A 15,787-nucleotide genomic window follows, 5' to 3' on the forward strand; every position below is an offset into this window, starting at 1 on the left:
GGCATGTTCGGGCTGTTTGTGCGATTCACCTGCAAGGACGAAGCGGCGGCGACCGCGTTTGATGAGTTGGTGGCACGGACTGGTGAGCAGATCCGGGCGAACGAGCCTGCGACGGTGATTTACGCAGTACACCGTGTTGATGGCCGTCCCTTGCAGCGCGCGTTCTACGAGCTCTATCGGGACAAGGCGGCTTTCGATGAGCACGAGTCGAAGGACTACGTACGTGCCTTCCTCTCCGAGCGGGACAAGTACGTCTCCGCCACGGAGGTTGACCGACTGGACTTCGTCTCTGGCAAGGGTGTGGAGTACTGAGCGCTATCGGCCAGCGAGGCCTCTGGCCGGTGGCGGTCTACGGCCTCACCGGCTCCTGACTGCGGCGTGTTGTTGCAGGTGATCAGGAGAGCCGCGATCTGAGTGTGTCGGAGGTGTGTCGCGAACACCACCTGGAGATCTGCGGGCAGCGCTTCGGCTCCGAACTCAGACCCGCGTGCAGCTGTCAAGTCACGAACATCCGCGACATGACAGAGACAGGGAAAACCCCAACGCTCGAACGAGGTAGAAAAGTTCGAGCTCAGGGAGCTTCTCATGACAACGACGCACACCTCTCGGACGCGGCATCTTCTGGTGCTCGCCGCCTCGACCGCCCTGGCTGCGGGAGGCACGCTGTTGCCCACCAGCGCATTCGCCGCTACGACGACACCGCACACCGGCACCGCAACCACGATCGCAGCTCACGACGGTCACGGCGACCACGGCAAGGGCGACAAGGGCGATACCGATTCGTATCCGTACCCCGAATGGCAGCCCAATTCGTACTACCCCGATTCGTACCCCGGCTGGCCCCCTGCCCCCCAGATCACTATTGTTAAGCGGGTCGTCCTGGACCTGACTCCCACATGCTCCACTCGGTGGGCGCTGCACTGCCGTGCTCATGTTGTGCTCGGATGAGCCGGATGCCACAGTCGAAGGTGATCGCGGGAGGTTTCCTCTGAAACTTACCGAAAAAACTATTGACTCGTGGCGCCTGGTGTGCATCGTGGTTAGTAGGCCATAACACCGAAAGAGTTGCAAAGTCGATGAGGACGTCTAGTCGGCGTAGTGACTTGGACAGGATGTGGTTCAGGCCCCCGGCAAGCCGGCGCGATACCGAGGCGACAGTGACGACTGAAGCTTCAGGACACGCGCAGTACTACCGGGGACTGTTTTTTGCCCTCAGGGCGCGGCCGCTGCACTGTGCTCTACCGCAACGGTCAGCCGACCGAGATCGGCTGCTGGGGGTCACCGCCGATCAACCGACCCTCAGGCCCCTGGGCTTGTCCGGGGCCTTGCCGTTTGCCGGGGCTGACCTGGGCAGACGCCTCAAGATCCTGTCCACGAATAGTCCACAGACGCCGACATGCGGCCGCTTCGGGCGGCATACGCCTGCACAAACACGAAGACCCCGGCCTCAGCGTTTCCGCTGGTGACGGGGTCTCTGGGCACCTCATACAGGGTGCCCCCGGCAGGATTCGAACCTGCGCACACGGCTCCGGAGGCCGTTGCTCTATCCCCTGAGCTACGGGGGCGTGTCTCGCGCTGCTGCGCTGACGGGTAGAACCCTACCAGCTCCTTCGTGGTGGTCATGAACCGTTTGCTGGGGGCTCCGGCGTCGCGGCTCGCCCGGACGGGGCGGAAGTGGGGAAAACCCGGACGCGGCCCCCTGGGGCGACCTACTCTCGAGTTGTGCCAGGCGCGTCCGGCCGGGTGCTTGTTGTGGACGACAACAAGGTCATCCGGCAGCTGATCAGGGTCAACCTCGAGCTGGAGGGTATCGAGGTCGTGACCGCCGCCGACGGTGCCGAGTGTCTGGACGTCGTGCATCAGGTGCGGCCCGATGTCGTCACCCTGGACGTCGTCATGCCTCGGCTCGACGGGTTGCGGACGGCAGCGCGGCTTCGTGCCGATCCGCGGACCCGGAAGCTGCCCCTCGCCATCATCAGTGCCTGTTCGCAGTCCGAGGTCGAGAGCGGCCTCGATGTCGGCGTCGACGCCTTTCTCGCCAAGCCCTTCGAGCCGTCCGAACTCGTCCAGCTCGTGAAGGACTTGCTCGAGCGCGGTCCTCAGGTCGGCCGGCACCACCAGCAGCAGAGCGGTCGAGACCTCCACGGCGCGTCCGACTCCGGTGCCGCAGATCGCGTCGAGCCCGCCGGGCACGCCCCCCACGCCGGGCAGCCGGGCGGCTGAGGCAACCCCTCCCCGCACGCCACCCCCGGCAACCGCGAGCCACCAGACATGCCTGCCGGGCAACCGAGCCGCCACGCAAGCCACTGAACTGCCACGCAGGCCGCTGGGTAACCGAGCCGCCCCGCAGGCCCGCCGGGCAACCGAGCCGCCCCCCAGCCCCGCCAGGCAACCAAACCGCCCAAATGCACCCCCGCCCCACCACCCCCGTCCACATCCCGGACCCCAGCGGAAACAACTCGCCTACCCACCCCCCTCCTCCCCTACCCTTGTCCCCGTGACCCCCGTCGAGCTGTCCAGTACCGTGCTGCACGCGGTGCGTCGTGCCATTGACGTGGGGGAACTCAGTGTGCCGGTGCCCGCACGTGCGGTGGTCACTCCGCCCGGGCCCGGTGGGCGTGGGGACTACGCCACCAACATCGCCCTTCAGTTGGCCCGTCCCGCCGGGCGTCCGGCCCTACAGGTCGCCGAGATTCTCCGGCCCCACCTCCGTGACACCGTCGGCGTCGCCGATGTCGAGATCACCGGGCCGGGCTTCCTCAACATCCACCTCGACCAGGGCACCGCCACCGCCGCCCTCGTCCGCCAGATCCTGGACGACCACAAGAACACCGATCGCCACAGCAACACCGATTGCCACAGCGACACCCATCGCCACAGCAACACCGATTGCCACAGCGACACCCATCGCCACAACAACACCTACGGCCACAGCAACGTCCTCGACGGCGCCGTCATCCCCCTCCGCATCCCCTACGACATCCGCGCCGAAGTCGTAGCCGACACCCTCGTGCGGATCATCGCCACCCAGGGCGGACGCGCCGAGGTCGATCATGCGCGTCCCGGTGAACCCGTCGATCTCCGGCCCGTTCCCGCGCCCGAGGACCCCACCCCGCTCGGACCCGACGCCGCCCGTTGGGCCCTTCTCCACCCCGCCGCCCACGACCGGCCCCGGATCACGGCCGACCATCTCCTCCAGCGCGAGAGCAACCCCCTCTTCCGGGTCCGCTACGCCCACTCCCGCGCCCGCGCCCTTGTCCGCAACGCCGCACGACTGGACTTCACCGCCGCCCCCGGCGACGTACCCGACGCGACCGCCGCGCCCCTCACCCGCGCCCTCGCCGAGTACCCCACCGCCCTCGCCCAGGCGGCCGCCCACCGTGCGCCCGATCGGCTCGCCCGGCACCTCGTCGCCGTCGCCGACGGACTGCTCGCCTTTCAGCACACCGTTCTTCCGCTCGGCGAGGAGAAACCCTCGGCCGCCCACCGCGCCCGGCTCGCTCTCGCCGAAGCCGCCGGGACGGTGCTGGCCGGCGGCCTGTCCCTGCTCGGTATCAGTGCACCCGATTACCTGTGAGAGAGCCTGACCAGTCATGAGCCGTTCCGCGCACCCCGCCGGGCCCCGCCACGCCGACGTCCTGCCCGAGGGCCACTACTCCGCCCCGCCAACCGACCTCAACGCCCTCGACCCCAAGGTGTGGGCGCAGACCGTCACGCGTGACGCGCACGGTGTCGTCACCGTCGGCGGTATCGACGTCAAGACGCTCGCCGAGCGGTTCGGCACCCCGGCCTACTTCATCGACGAGGCCGACTTCCGGACCCGCGCCCGCGCGTGGCGTACCGCCTTCGGGCCGGACGCCGACGTGTTCTACGCCGGGAAGGCGTTCCTGTCCCGCGCCGTCGTGCGTTGGCTGTACGAGGAAGGGCTCAACCTCGACGTCTGCTCCGGTGGTGAGCTCTCCACCGCCCTCGCCGGCGGTATGCCCGCCGACCGCATCGCCTTCCACGGCAACAACAAGTCCGTCGAGGAGATCACCAAGGCCGTCGAAGCCGGTGTCGGGCGGATCGTCCTCGACTCCTTCCAGGAGATCGTGCGGGTCGCGCACATCGCCTCGTCCATGGGCAAGCGGCAGCGCGTCCAGATCCGCGTGACCGTCGGCGTCGAGGCGCACACCCACGAGTTCATCGCCACCGCCCACGAGGACCAGAAGTTCGGCATCCCGCTCGCCGACGGTCAGGCCGCCGAAGCCGTACGCCGTGCCCTTCAGCTCGACGGGCTCGAACTCATCGGGATCCACTCCCACATCGGGTCGCAGATCTTCGACATGTCCGGGTTCGAGGTCGCCGCCCACCGGGTTGTGGGGCTGCTCAGGGACATTCGCGACGAGCACGGTGTCGAGCTGCCCGAGATCGACCTCGGCGGCGGCCTCGGCATCGCCTACACCAGCGACGACGACCCCCGTGAGCCCCACGAGATCGCCAAGGCCCTCACCGAGATCGTTTCGCGCGAGTGCGAGGGCGCCCGTCTGCGCACGCCCCGTATCTCCGTCGAGCCGGGCCGTGCCATCGTCGGGCCGACCGCCTTCACCCTCTACGAGGTCGGCACCATCAAGCCGCTCCAGGGACTGCGTACGTATGTCTCCGTCGACGGCGGCATGTCCGACAACATCCGCACCGCGCTCTACGACGCCGAGTACAGCGTCTGTCTGGCCTCGCGCACCTCGGACGCGGAGCCGATGCTGGTCCGCATCGTCGGCAAGCACTGCGAGAGCGGGGACATCGTGGTGCGGGACGCCTTCCTGCCCGCCGATCTGGCGCCCGGTGACCTCATCGCCGTACCTGCCACCGGCGCCTACTGCCGGTCCATGGCCAGCAACTACAACCACGCGCTCCGCCCGCCCGTCGTCGCCGTGGCCGACGGAGACGCCCGGGTCATCGTCCGCCGTGAGACGGAGGACGACCTGCTGCGTCTCGACGTCGGGTGAGGCGCACCGCGTGACGAGCCCACGGACACGGCGGAAGATCTTCCGGTCTTCCGCCGCCGACAAAATGAAATAAACGTCTCACGATCCGGACCAAGGGCAGAAACTCCCGTCCGGTGAGTGAGACTGGTCGAACCGTAGACCGCATGAGGAAACGAGGTCGGATGATGCGTACGCGTCCGCTGAAGGTGGCGCTGCTGGGCTGTGGGGTTGTCGGCTCAGAGGTGGCGCGCATCATGACGACGCACGCCGACGACCTCGCCGCTCGGATCGGCGCGCCCGTGGAGCTCGCGGGCGTGGCCGTGCGGCGGCCCTCCAAGGTCCGGGAGGGCATCGACCCCGCCCTCGTCACCACCGACGCCACCGCCCTCGTCAAACGGGGGGACATCGACGTGGTGGTGGAGGTGATCGGCGGGATCGAGCCCGCCCGGACCCTCATCACCACCGCCTTCGACCACGGCGCCTCGGTCGTCTCCGCGAACAAGGCCCTCCTCGCCCAGGACGGGGCCGCCCTCCACGCGGCCGCCGAGGAGCACGGCAAGGACCTGTACTACGAGGCCGCCGTCGCCGGTGCCATCCCGCTGATCCGGCCGCTGCGCGAGTCCCTGGCCGGTGACAAGGTCAACCGGGTGCTCGGCATCGTCAACGGGACGACCAACTTCATCCTCGACAAGATGGACTCCACCGGCGCCGGGTACCAGGAGGCCCTCGACGAGGCCACCGCCCTGGGGTACGCGGAGGCCGACCCCACCGCCGACGTCGAGGGGTTCGACGCGGCCGCCAAGGCCGCCATCCTCGCCGGGATCGCCTTCCACACGCGCGTGCGTCTCGACGACGTCTACCGCGAGGGCATGACCGAGGTCACCGCGGCCGACTTCGCCTCCGCCAAGCAGATGGGCTGCACCATCAAGCTGCTCGCCATCTGTGAGCGGGCCGCCGACGGGGGCTCGGTCACCGCGCGCGTGCACCCCGCCATGATTCCGCTGACCCACCCGCTCGCCTCCGTGCGCGGCGCGTACAACGCCGTCTTCGTGGAGTCCGACGCCGCCGGTCAGCTCATGTTCTACGGTCCGGGCGCCGGCGGTGCGCCGACGGCCTCCGCCGTTCTCGGCGATCTCGTCGCGGTGTGCCGCAACCGGCTCAGCGGCGCCACCGGGCCCGGCGAGTCCGCGTACGCCGCCCTGCCGGTGTCGCCCATGGGCGACGTCGTCACCAGGTATCACATCAGCCTGGACGTCGCCGACAAACCGGGCGTTCTCGCCCAGGTCGCCACCGTCTTCGCCGAGCACGACGTCTCGATCGATACGGTTCGTCAGCAGGGGAAGGACGGCGAGGCGTCCCTCGTCGTCGTCACCCACCGAGCGTCCGACGCCTCGCTCAGCGGGACCGTCGAGGCGCTGCGCAAGCTCGACACCGTGCGGGGTGTCGCCAGCATCATGCGGGTTGAAGGAGAGTAACCAGCAATGACCCACCAGTGGCGCGGAATCATCGAGGAGTACCGGGACCGGCTGCCGGTGTCCGACAGCACGCCGGTCGTCACGCTCCGCGAGGGCGGTACGCCGCTCGTGCCCGCGCAGGTGCTCTCCGAGCGCACCGGGTGTGATGTCCATCTCAAGGTGGAGGGCGCCAACCCCACCGGGTCCTTCAAGGACCGCGGTATGACCATGGCCATCTCCAAGGCCAAGGAGGAGGGGGCGAAGGCCGTCATCTGCGCCTCCACCGGCAACACGTCCGCCTCTGCCGCCGCCTACGCCGTGCGCGCCGGCATGGTCTCCGCCGTGCTCGTGCCGCAGGGCAAGATCGCGCTCGGCAAGATGGGCCAGGCCCTGGTGCACGGGGCGAAGATCCTCCAGGTCGACGGCAACTTCGACGACTGCCTCACCCTCGCCCGGGCGCTCAGCGACAACTACCCCGTGGCGCTGGTCAATTCGGTCAACCCGGTGCGTATCGAGGGTCAGAAGACGGCGTCCTTCGAGATCGTGGACATGCTCGGCGACGCCCCGGACATCCACGTCCTTCCGGTCGGCAACGCGGGCAACATCACGGCCTACTGGAAGGGCTACAAGGAGTACGCCGCCGACGGCGTCGCCGAGCGCACCCCTCGCATGTGGGGCTTCCAGGCGTCCGGCTCCGCCCCGATCGTGCGCGGCGAGGTCGTCAAGGACCCCTCGACCATCGCCACCGCCATCCGCATCGGCAACCCGGCGTCCTGGAAGTACGCCCTCGAGGCGCGGGACGAATCGGGCGGGTTCATCGATGAGGTGACGGACCGTGAAATCCTGCGCGCCTACCGGTTGTTGGCCGCGCAGGAAGGTGTCTTCGTGGAGCCCGCGTCCGCCGCGTCCGTCGCCGGGCTGCTGAAGGCGGCCGAGCAGGGCAAGGTCGACCCCGGGCAGCGGATCGTGTGCACCGTCACCGGCAACGGCCTCAAGGACCCCGACTGGGCCGTTGCGGGCGCCCCGCAGCCGGTCACCGTCCCGGTCGACGCGGCGACCGCTGCCGAGCGGCTCGGCCTCGCGTAATCAGGCCCCTCCCGGGGGATAACCCTTACGGGCACCGACAGAGGGGGCACAGGGGCAGCACGACACGCATCGTGCGCCTCCTGTGCGCCCTATGTCGCCACAGAACCTTCCTTCGATAGGCTGTACTGAACCCGCCCGCCGCATATGCCGCAGCCGCATGTGCCGTGGTGCCGCGCCGCCTTCGCGGCCTTCGGGTCCTCCGTACGTCATCGAATGTCATTCGACGATCACGCAGCTCAAGGAGAGTCAACGAGCGATGGCCGGTCCAGCGTTCCGCGCCGCCGCCGTCCGGGTGCGCGTCCCCGCCACCAGCGCCAACCTCGGTCCGGGCTTCGACGCCCTCGGGCTCGCGCTGGGGCTCTACGACGACGTGGTCGTCCGGGTGGCCGACTCCGGGCTGCACATCGACATCGCGGGCGAGGGCAGCGAGACCCTCCCGCGGGACGAGAGCCATCTCCTCGTGCGGTCCCTGCGCGCCGCCTTCGACGCGCTGGGCGGGCAGCCGCGCGGCCTGGAGATCGTCTGCGCCAACCGCATCCCGCACGGCCGGGGCCTCGGCTCCTCCTCCGCCGCCATCTGTGCCGGCATCGTCGCGGCCCGCGCCGTGACCATAGGCGGCGACAGCCGGCTCGACGACACCGCGCTGCTGGAACTCGCCACCGAGATCGAGGGTCACCCCGACAACGTCGCGGCCTGTCTCCTCGGCGGATTCACCCTCTCCTGGATGGAGCGCGGCGCCGCCCGTGCGATCCGCATGGACCCCGCCGATTCCATCGTTCCGGTGGTTTTCGTCCCCGGGAAGCCGGTCCTGACCGCGACCGCGCGTGGACTGCTCCCGCGCACCGTGCCGCATGTCGACGCCGCCACCAACGCGGGCCGCGCCGCCCTGCTCGTCGAGGCCCTGACCAGGCGCCCCGAGTTGCTGCTGCCCGCCACCGAGGACCGCCTCCACCAGGAGTACCGCGCCCCGGCCATGCCGGAGAGCGCCGCGCTGGTGGAGCGGCTGCGGGCGGACGGCATCCCCGCGGTGATCTCCGGCGCCGGCCCCACGGTCCTGGCGCTCGCCGACGACGCGAGCGCCGACAAGGTGGCCGACCTGGCGGGCGAGGGCTGGGCCGCCAACCGGCTGGAGCTGGACAGCCAGGGAGCGAGCGTGCTGCCGCTTGCGCCCTGACACACGGTTGCCGGATTTGGAGAGGGGGAATGTTTGTTGGATCCGGTAGTGTTAACCTCAAGTCTGCACCCGACCCCGCCATGGCGAGGTGCTTCGTGTCCCCGTCCGGGACCAACATTCTTCCGGGAGCTTCCCAAGCTGCCCTGTGTTCCGTATCACGTACCTGAGCCATACGTCGTACGCGGACACTGAGCGGATTGCAGAGCACGCTCCGGAATCGGCGTGACCGAGCCGCGCGACACAAAACCGGGTGTCACGGCTTCGGGAAGCGCCAATCACCAGAAATCTCTTCCGCCGCTTTGGCGGACCACCGCACCGGCACGGTTCACACAAACCGGACCGAAGCCGGACAGCACAACCGGTCGCCGAGCCAGACAGGCCGACGTCCGCTCCAGGGAAGGACCCTTCGTGAGCGACACCACCGATCTGATGGGCGCACGTGTCGAGGACACCGCTGCCGCGCCCGCCACGGACGCCTCCGCGCCTGCCACCGGTGCCGGGTCCCGGCGGCGCCGCGGTACCGGCCTCGAGGGCATGGTGCTGGCCGAGCTACAGCAGGTCGCATCCGGCCTCGGCATCAGGGGCACGGCGCGCATGCGCAAGAGCCAGCTGATCGAGGTCATCAAGGAGGCGCAGGCGGGAGGTGGCGCCCCGGCCGCCAAGGCCGACACCGCCACCGAGACCAAGCCCAAGCGCCGGGCCACCTCCAGGACTCGCACCGGAGACGAAGCCGCCGCGGCCGAGCCCAAGGCCGCCAAGGCCGACAAGGCCCCCGAGCAGGCCGTGGCCCCGCAGCAGATCGAGATCCCCGGCCAGGGAGCCGGTGACGACGCCCCGGTCGAGCGCCGTCGGCGCCGCGCCACCGCCGAGGCCGGCAGCCCCGAGACGGTCGCCGCCGAGGCGCAGAGCGAGGCGAAGGCCGAGACCCCGGCCCAGCCCCAGCAGGCCCAGCCGCAGGGCGACGGCGCCAAGGCCGACGCCGGCGACGGCGGCGAGGGCCGCCGCCGCGACCGCCGTGAGCGCGGCCGTGACCGTGACCGCCGCGGCAAGGGCGACGACCAGCAGCAGGGCCAGGGCGGCGGCCGCCAGGACCGTCAGCAGCAGGGCCAGCAGCAGGGTGGTGGCCGCCAGGACCGCAACACCGGTCCGCAGGACGACGACGACTTCGACGGCGGACGCAGGGGCCGTCGCGGCCGCTACCGCGACCGCCGTGGCCGTCGTGGCCGCGACGACATCGCGCCCGAGCCGCAGCTCGCCGAGGACGACGTCCTGATCCCCGTCGCGGGCATCCTGGACATCCTCGACAACTACGCCTTCATCCGGACCTCCGGCTACCTGCCGGGCCCGAACGACGTGTACGTCTCCCTCGCCCAGGTCCGCAAGAACGGCCTGCGCAAGGGTGACCACATCACGGGTGCGGTCCGTCAGCCCAAGGAGGGCGAGCGCCGCGAGAAGTTCAACGCGCTGGTCCGCCTCGACTCCGTCAACGGCATGGCGCCCGAACACGGCCGCGGCCGCCCGGAGTTCAACAAGCTGACCCCGCTCTACCCGCAGGACCGCCTCCGCCTGGAGACGGACCCCGGTGTCCTCACCACCCGCATCATCGACCTGGTCTCGCCGATCGGTAAGGGCCAGCGCGGTCTGATCGTGGCCCCGCCGAAGACCGGTAAGACCATGATCATGCAGGCGATCGCCAACGCGATCACCCACAACAACCCCGAGTGCCACCTGATGGTCGTCCTCGTCGACGAGCGTCCGGAAGAGGTCACCGACATGCAGCGGTCGGTCAAGGGCGAGGTCATCTCCTCGACCTTCGACCGCCCGGCCGAGGACCACACCACGGTCGCCGAGCTGGCCATCGAGCGCGCCAAGCGCCTGGTGGAGCTGGGTCACGACGTCGTCGTGCTGCTCGACTCGATCACGCGTCTGGGCCGTGCGTACAACCTCGCCGCCCCGGCCTCCGGCCGCATCCTGTCCGGTGGTGTCGACTCGACCGCCCTGTACCCGCCGAAGCGCTTCTTCGGTGCGGCCCGCAACATCGAGGACGGCGGCTCGCTGACCATCCTCGCCACCGCCCTGGTGGACACCGGGTCCCGCATGGACGAGGTGATCTTCGAGGAGTTCAAGGGCACCGGCAACATGGAGCTCAAGCTCGACCGGAAGCTCGCCGACAAGCGCATCTTCCCCGCGGTGGACGTGGACGCGTCCGGTACCCGTAAGGAGGAGATCCTGCTCGGCGCCGAGGAGCTCAACATCGTCTGGAAGCTGCGCCGGGTGCTGCACGCCCTCGACCAGCAGCAGGCGATCGAGCTGCTCCTCGACAAGATGAAGCAGACCAAGTCGAACGTCGAGTTCCTGATGCAGATCCAGAAGACGACCCCGGCGCCCGGCAACGGGGACTGAGCAGGTCGTCACAGCACAGGGCCGTCCCGTCGTATCCGACGGGACGGCCCTGTGCGTTGGCGAGATTTACGCCACAAGGAACTGATTGCGGGCGGTACGGCCACTACGCCCCTGTACGGGCGAAGCCGCAGGTGAACGCCGTGCCACCGACCCCGAAGTGACCGTGCGTGTTTGCCGGGCCACGTCCTGGACACTCAGCGTTGTGCAACTCTTGCTCCGGTTTCTCCGTCCGACCGAACGGAGCGACCATGGACCAATGAGAGGCCGCCAGGACTGAGGAGCACATGCCTTCCGAGAGCACGCCGGACGCCGGCATAGCCGGCGAGGCCACGACGCCGGGCCCGCGCCGCGGCGGCAAGGGCCGCCGCCGCAAGCCCCGCAGCGCCGGACGCAAGGCGCTCCTGGCCACCGCATGGAGTGCGGCGGGCATCCTGCTGCTCGGCGGCACCGGCGCCGGCTACCTCTACTTCAAGCTCAACGGCAACATCAAGAGCGTCGACATCAACCAGGCGCTCGGCGGCGACCGGCCCCAGAAGGTCGACAACGGCTCCGAGAACATCCTGGTCCTCGGCTCGGACACCCGTTCCGGCGCCAACAGGAAGCTGGGCGGCGGCACCGACGACGGCACCGGGCGTTCGGACACCGCGATGATCGTGCACTTGTACAAGGGCCACAAGCAGGCCAGCGTCGTCTCCATCCCGCGCGACACCCTCGTCGACCGGCCCGCGTGCACCGACCCCAAGGGCGTCACGCACGCCGCGGCCCGCGGCTCCATGTTCAACGAGGCCTACTCCGTCGGCGGCGCCACCTGCGCCGTGAAGACCGTCGAGTCGATCACCGGCATCCGTATGGACCACTACGTCGAGGTCGACTTCGCCGGCTTCGAGAAACTGATCGACACTCTCGGCGGCGTCCAGGTGACCACCACCAAGGACATCCACGACGGCAGCAGCCACCTCGACCTGAAGGCCGGCACGCACACCCTGAACGGGCAGCAGGCGCTCGGCCTGGTCCGCACCCGGCACGGCGTGGGCGACGGCTCCGACCTCGGGCGCATCCAGCTCCAGCAGGCGTTCATCAAGGCCCTGGTCAGCCAGGTGGAGCACATCGGCGTGCTGACCAGCCCCCAGAAGCTGTACGACCTCGCCGACACCGCGACGAAGTCCGTCACCACCGACTCCGACCTGGCCTCCGTCAAGGACCTGGCGTCGTTCGCCGAGGGGCTGAAGGGCATCAGCTCCTCCCACATGAACATGGTGACGATGCCGGTCCAGTACGACCCGGCGAACCCGAACCGGGTCCTGCTGGACGAGGCCAAGGCCCGGCTGATGTGGACCGCACTGAAGAACGACCAGCCGATCCCGGCGGCGGCGACGAAGGGGACGGCCACGGGCCAAGCCAAGGGTGTGGTCAGCGCCCCGTAAGGTGCGCGAGGAACCACATCGAGCCCGCACCAGCCCACGGCGACGAGGTGCCCCCCAGTAGGCGAGCCCACCCCTCCACCCGTGGGGAATACACGAGCCCGGCCCCCGGTTTTGGGGGATGGCGCCAGTCCTGGCAGACTGGTACGTCGGCTCCGGTTCACGCTGCCGCATCCCGCGGCTGCGACCCGGCGCCCTCCCGGAAACTAGGAGACACCTTGAAGCGCGACATCCACCCCGCGTACGTCGAGACGCAGGTCAGCTGCACCTGCGGCGCGTCGTTCACCACCCGTAGCACCATCGAGTCCGGCACCATCCGGGCCGAGGTCTGCTCCGAGTGCCACCCGTTCTACACGGGCAAGCAGAAGATCCTCGACACCGGTGGCCGTGTGGCCCGCTTCGAGGCCCGCTTCGGCAAGGCTGCCGCTGCCAAGAAGTAGCGAGCCCACAGCGCCGGTCTCCGGTGCCCCCTTCGCCGGGGGCACCGGGGCCGGCGCTTTGCGGTGCAGCCATTGTTCGTCGTACACACGTCCCCATGCCCCGGCCGGGCAGGGGGCATTTCAGGGAGCCGGAGATGTTCGAGGCGGTCGAGGAACTGGTCGGTGAGCACGCCGACCTGGAGAAGAAACTCGCGGATCCGTCGATCCACGCCGACCAGGCGGGCGCGCGCAGGCTGAACAAGCGCTACGCCGAGCTGGGCCCGATCGTCGCCACGTACCGCTCCTGGAAGCAGACCGGCGACGACATCGAGACGGCGCGCGAACTCGCCGCCGACGACCCCGACTTCGCCGCCGAGGTCAAGGAGCTGGAGAAGCAGCGCGAGGAGCTGACCGAGAAGCTGCGCCTGCTGCTCGTCCCGCGCGACCCCAGCGACGACAAGGACGTCATCCTCGAGATCAAGGCGGGCGCGGGCGGCGACGAGTCCGCCCTGTTCGCCGGCGACCTGCTGCGCATGTACCTGCGCTACGCCGAGCGGGTCGGCTGGAAGACCGAGATCATCGACGCCACCGAGTCCGAACTGGGCGGCTACAAGGACGTCCAGGTCGCCGTGAAGACCAAGGGCGGCCAGGGTGCCACCGAGCCCGGCCAGGGCGTGTGGGCCCGGCTGAAGTACGAGGGCGGGGTGCACCGCGTGCAGCGCGTGCCCGCGACCGAGTCCCAGGGCCGTATCCACACCTCCGCGGCCGGTGTCCTCGTCACCCCCGAGGCCGAGGAGGTCGACGTGGAGATCAACCCCAACGACCTCCGGATCGACGTCTACCGGTCCTCGGGCCCCGGCGGCCAGTCCGTCAACACCACCGACTCCGCGGTGCGCATCACGCACATCCCGACCGGCGTCGTCGCCTCCTGCCAGAACGAGAAGAGCCAGCTGCAGAACAAGCAGCAGGCGATGCGTATCCTGCGCTCCAGGCTGCTCGCCATGGCGCAGGAGGAGGCGGAGAAGGAGGCCGCCGACGCCCGCCGCAGCCAGGTCCGCACCGTCGACCGCTCCGAGAAGATCCGCACGTACAACTTCCCGGAGAACCGCATCTCGGACCACCGCGTCGGCTTCAAGGCGTACAACCTGGACCAGGTTCTGGACGGCGACCTCGACGCGGTCATCCAGGCCTGCGTCGACGCGGACTCGGCCGCCAAGCTCGCCGCCGCCGCGTAAGGCTCCGTACCAGCCGCACCAGGCCCGTAGACAGCACCGGAGGACCAGCGTGAACCTGCTGCTCGCGGAGGTGGCCCAGGCCACCCAGCGGCTGGCCGACGCCGGCGTGCCCTCGCCGCGCAACGACGCGGAGGAGCTCGCCGCGTTCGTGCACGGCGTCAAGCGGGGCGAGCTGCACTCCGTGAAGGACTCGGACTTCGACGCCCGCTACTGGGAGGTCATCGCGCGCCGGGAGCAGCGCGAGCCGCTCCAGCACATCACCGGGCGTGCCTACTTCCGGTACCTGGAACTCCAGGTCGGACCCGGGGTGTTCGTGCCGCGCCCGGAGACCGAGTCGGTCGTCGGCTGGGCCATAGACGCCGTACGGGCCATGGACGTCGTCGAGCCGTGCATCGTGGACCTGTGCACCGGCTCCGGCGCCATCGCGCTCGCCCTCGCGCAGGAGGTGCCGCGCTCGCGCGTGCACGCGGTGGAGCTGTCCGAGGACGCCCTGCAGTGGACCCGCAAGAACATGGCGGGCTCCAGGGTCGACCTGCGTCAGGGAGACGCGCGGGACGCCTTTCCGGACCTCAACGGACAGGTCGATCTCGTGATCTCCAACCCGCCGTACATCCCGCTCACCGAGTGGGAGTACGTGGCCCCGGAGGCCCGGGACTACGACCCGGAGCTGGCCCTGTTCTCCGGCGAGGACGGCCTGGACCTCATCCGGGGCATCGAGCGCACCGCGCACCGGCTGCTGCGCCCCGGAGGTGTCGTCGTCATCGAGCACGCCGACACCCAGGGCGGCCAGGTGCCGTGGATCTTCACCGAGGAGCGGGGCTGGGCCGACGCGGCCGACCACCCCGACCTGAACAACCGCCCGCGCTTCGCGACCGCCCGCAAGGCTCTGCCGTGAGCATCCCCGAGACTCTTTTCCCGCAGCAGTACGTGTACGAGGAGGCCAGCTGACAATGGCACGGCGATACGACACCAACGACGCGACCGACCGCGCGACGGGTCTGCGCGAGGCCGCGTCCGCCGTCCGCCGGGGCGAACTCGTGGTGCTGCCGACCGACACGGTGTACGGCATCGGCGCCGACGCGTTCTCCGCGGAGGCCGTGGCCGACCTGCTCCAGGCCAAGGGCCGCGGCCGCAACATGCCCACGCCCGTCCTCATCGGCTCCCCGAACACGCTGCACGGCCTCGTCACGGACTTCTCCGAGATGGCGTGGGAGCTGGTGGACGCCTTCTGGCCGGGGGCCCTCACGCTCGTCACCAAGCACCAGCCGTCGCTCCAGTGGGACCTGGGGGACACCCGGGGCACCGTCGCCGTGCGGATGCCGCTGCACCCGGTCGCGATCGAGCTGCTGACGGAGGTCGGGCCGATGGCGGTCTCCTCCGCGAACCTCACCGGCCACCCGGCACCGGAGACGTGCGACGCCGCGCAGGAGATGCTCGGCGACTCCGTCTCCGTCTACCTGGACGGCGGCCCCACCCCCGGCAACGTGCCGTCGTCGATCGTCGACGTCACCGGCAAGGTGCCCGTGCTGCTGCGCGAGGGCGCCCTGTCGCCGGAGGAGCTGCGCAAGGTCGTACCCGACCTCGAGGTGGCGAATTGACGGCCCCTGACTCCCCCAAGCTCTCGACTCCGC

The 15,787-nt window shown here is 69.8% G+C and carries 14 protein-coding genes and 1 tRNA gene; 14 read left to right on the top strand and 1 reads right to left on the bottom strand.

The features are described from left to right. The first annotated feature begins 3 nt into the window (after window positions 1-3). Together N8I84_RS27040 and N8I84_RS27045 are read left to right on the top strand one after the other, a co-directional pair. Entirely contained in the window at window positions 4-312 is a 309-nt protein-coding gene (locus N8I84_RS27040; protein ID WP_263232092.1) for a putative quinol monooxygenase, read from the top strand. 273 nt (window positions 313-585) lie between these two features. Beyond that, on the top strand, window positions 586-948 hold the full coding sequence (locus N8I84_RS27045; protein WP_263232093.1) for a hypothetical protein: 363 nt from the start codon (window positions 586-588) through the stop codon (window positions 946-948). Between the two features lie 545 nt (window positions 949-1,493). Here the strand turns inward: N8I84_RS27045 and N8I84_RS27050 are convergent. Then, window positions 1,494-1,565 (bottom strand) — tRNA-Arg (locus N8I84_RS27050). 109 nt (window positions 1,566-1,674) lie between these two features. On the opposite strand from N8I84_RS27050, the gene N8I84_RS27055 reads away from it, so the two are divergent. From N8I84_RS27055 to N8I84_RS27110, 12 genes are all read left to right on the top strand, one after another. After that, on the top strand, window positions 1,675-2,223 hold the full coding sequence (locus N8I84_RS27055; protein WP_263232094.1) for a response regulator: 549 nt from the start codon (window positions 1,675-1,677) through the stop codon (window positions 2,221-2,223). Window positions 2,224-2,497: 274 nt separating this feature from the next. Continuing rightward, window positions 2,498-3,577: an ArgS-related anticodon-binding protein NrtL gene (nrtL, locus tag N8I84_RS27060; protein ID WP_263232095.1), complete on the top strand. Its 1,080-nt coding sequence runs from the start codon at window positions 2,498-2,500 to the stop codon at window positions 3,575-3,577. Between the two features lie 16 nt (window positions 3,578-3,593). Continuing rightward, entirely contained in the window at window positions 3,594-4,985 is a 1,392-nt protein-coding gene (gene lysA / locus N8I84_RS27065; RefSeq protein WP_263232096.1) for a diaminopimelate decarboxylase, read from the top strand. Between the two features lie 164 nt (window positions 4,986-5,149). Then, entirely contained in the window at window positions 5,150-6,439 is a 1,290-nt protein-coding gene (locus tag N8I84_RS27070; protein ID WP_263234901.1) for a homoserine dehydrogenase, read from the top strand. Between the two features lie 6 nt (window positions 6,440-6,445). Beyond that, window positions 6,446-7,504, top strand: a complete 1,059-nt coding sequence (gene thrC, locus N8I84_RS27075; RefSeq protein WP_263232097.1) for a threonine synthase — start codon at window positions 6,446-6,448, stop codon at window positions 7,502-7,504. 256 nt (window positions 7,505-7,760) lie between these two features. Next, complete coding sequence (thrB, locus tag N8I84_RS27080; RefSeq protein ID WP_263232098.1) at window positions 7,761-8,678, top strand: homoserine kinase; 918 nt, start codon at window positions 7,761-7,763, stop codon at window positions 8,676-8,678. A gap of 408 nt (window positions 8,679-9,086) precedes the next feature. Further along, window positions 9,087-11,081, top strand: a complete 1,995-nt coding sequence (gene rho, locus N8I84_RS27085) for a transcription termination factor Rho (protein WP_263232099.1) — start codon at window positions 9,087-9,089, stop codon at window positions 11,079-11,081. A 284-nt stretch (window positions 11,082-11,365) separates the two neighbouring features. After that, window positions 11,366-12,505 carry an LCP family protein gene (locus tag N8I84_RS27090; protein ID WP_263232100.1) on the top strand — a complete coding sequence of 380 codons (1,140 nt, stop codon included), beginning with the start codon at window positions 11,366-11,368 and terminating at the stop codon, window positions 12,503-12,505. A 215-nt stretch (window positions 12,506-12,720) separates the two neighbouring features. After that, the gene (gene rpmE / locus N8I84_RS27095) at window positions 12,721-12,942 is read left to right on the top strand and encodes a 50S ribosomal protein L31 (RefSeq protein WP_103838593.1); all 222 of its coding nucleotides are present in this window, start codon (window positions 12,721-12,723) and stop codon (window positions 12,940-12,942) included. A 134-nt stretch (window positions 12,943-13,076) separates the two neighbouring features. Further along, window positions 13,077-14,156 (top strand): peptide chain release factor 1, encoded by a 1,080-nt coding sequence (gene prfA / locus N8I84_RS27100; RefSeq protein ID WP_263232101.1) that lies wholly within the window; start codon window positions 13,077-13,079, stop codon window positions 14,154-14,156. Between the two features lie 49 nt (window positions 14,157-14,205). Beyond that, on the top strand, window positions 14,206-15,051 hold the full coding sequence (gene prmC, locus N8I84_RS27105; protein WP_103838595.1) for a peptide chain release factor N(5)-glutamine methyltransferase: 846 nt from the start codon (window positions 14,206-14,208) through the stop codon (window positions 15,049-15,051). A gap of 55 nt (window positions 15,052-15,106) precedes the next feature. Next, window positions 15,107-15,754 carry an L-threonylcarbamoyladenylate synthase gene (locus N8I84_RS27110; RefSeq protein WP_263232102.1) on the top strand — a complete coding sequence of 216 codons (648 nt, stop codon included), beginning with the start codon at window positions 15,107-15,109 and terminating at the stop codon, window positions 15,752-15,754. The last annotated feature ends 33 nt before the right edge of the window (window positions 15,755-15,787 follow it).

The sequence above is a fragment of the Streptomyces cynarae genome, assembly GCF_025642135.1.
In the GTDB taxonomy this organism is placed as follows: Bacteria; Actinomycetota; Actinomycetes; order Streptomycetales; family Streptomycetaceae; genus Streptomyces; species Streptomyces cynarae.

Bases quoted from the DNA above. Each gene is read 5' to 3' on its own strand.
- thrB (WP_263232098.1), top strand. From the start codon at position 7,761: ATGGCCGGTCCAGCGTTCCGCGCCGCCGCCGTCCGGGTGCGCGTCCCC.
- N8I84_RS27045 (WP_263232093.1), top strand. From the start codon at position 586: ATGACAACGACGCACACCTCTCGGACGCGGCATCTTCTGGTGCTCGCC.
- N8I84_RS27110 (WP_263232102.1), top strand. From the start codon at position 15,107: ATGGCACGGCGATACGACACCAACGACGCGACCGACCGCGCGACGGGT.
- N8I84_RS27090 (WP_263232100.1), top strand. From the start codon at position 11,366: ATGCCTTCCGAGAGCACGCCGGACGCCGGCATAGCCGGCGAGGCCACG.
- N8I84_RS27070 (WP_263234901.1), top strand. From the start codon at position 5,150: ATGCGTACGCGTCCGCTGAAGGTGGCGCTGCTGGGCTGTGGGGTTGTC.
- N8I84_RS27040 (WP_263232092.1), top strand. From the start codon at position 4: ATGTTCGGGCTGTTTGTGCGATTCACCTGCAAGGACGAAGCGGCGGCG.
- prfA (WP_263232101.1), top strand. From the start codon at position 13,077: ATGTTCGAGGCGGTCGAGGAACTGGTCGGTGAGCACGCCGACCTGGAG.
- thrC (WP_263232097.1), top strand. From the start codon at position 6,446: ATGACCCACCAGTGGCGCGGAATCATCGAGGAGTACCGGGACCGGCTG.
- lysA (WP_263232096.1), top strand. From the start codon at position 3,594: ATGAGCCGTTCCGCGCACCCCGCCGGGCCCCGCCACGCCGACGTCCTG.